Below are 354 nucleotides of genomic sequence, written 5' to 3'. Positions count from 1 at the left end.
GACCTGGATTGATGGAGGTTGCCCGCCACCCGCCCGCCAGACCCGTAGCGCCCCCCCCCGGGCCGCAACCAAAAACCACAACCGGCGCCCCCCAAAAAACCGCCACCGGTTGGCCGGTTCCCAACGGGCGTACGCCTGTTTCTCCCCCGCCCACCGGGGGGGGGTGGTGGGGGGGCGCCGGGCCCGCTGCGGGGGGCCGGGCCGGGGCCGGGCGCTCCGGGTCAGGCGGGCCGGGGGCCGGCAACCTCCATCAATCCAGGTCAACCACCTCGAACGCCTCGCCAAACTGCGCGTGCGCGCGCCACAGCGTCGCCAGGTCCAGCCCGCTGACCGGATCGATGAAGTCGGGCGCGA

The 354-nt window shown here is 74.6% G+C and carries 1 pseudogene; it reads right to left on the bottom strand.

Annotated elements, in window-relative coordinates:
• Positions 1–250: 250 nt before the first annotated feature.
• Positions 251–354: pseudogene (locus tag RCF13_RS10780) on the bottom strand (2-amino-4-hydroxy-6-hydroxymethyldihydropteridine diphosphokinase); the annotation flags it as partial.

Origin of the sequence: Stenotrophomonas maltophilia group sp. RNC7 (assembly GCF_030910085.1) — a bacterium.
Lineage (GTDB): Bacteria > Pseudomonadota > Gammaproteobacteria > Xanthomonadales > Xanthomonadaceae > Stenotrophomonas > Stenotrophomonas sepilia.
Note: the sequence above shows the minus strand (reverse complement) of the source record. Positions and strands in the feature narration are given on the sequence as shown.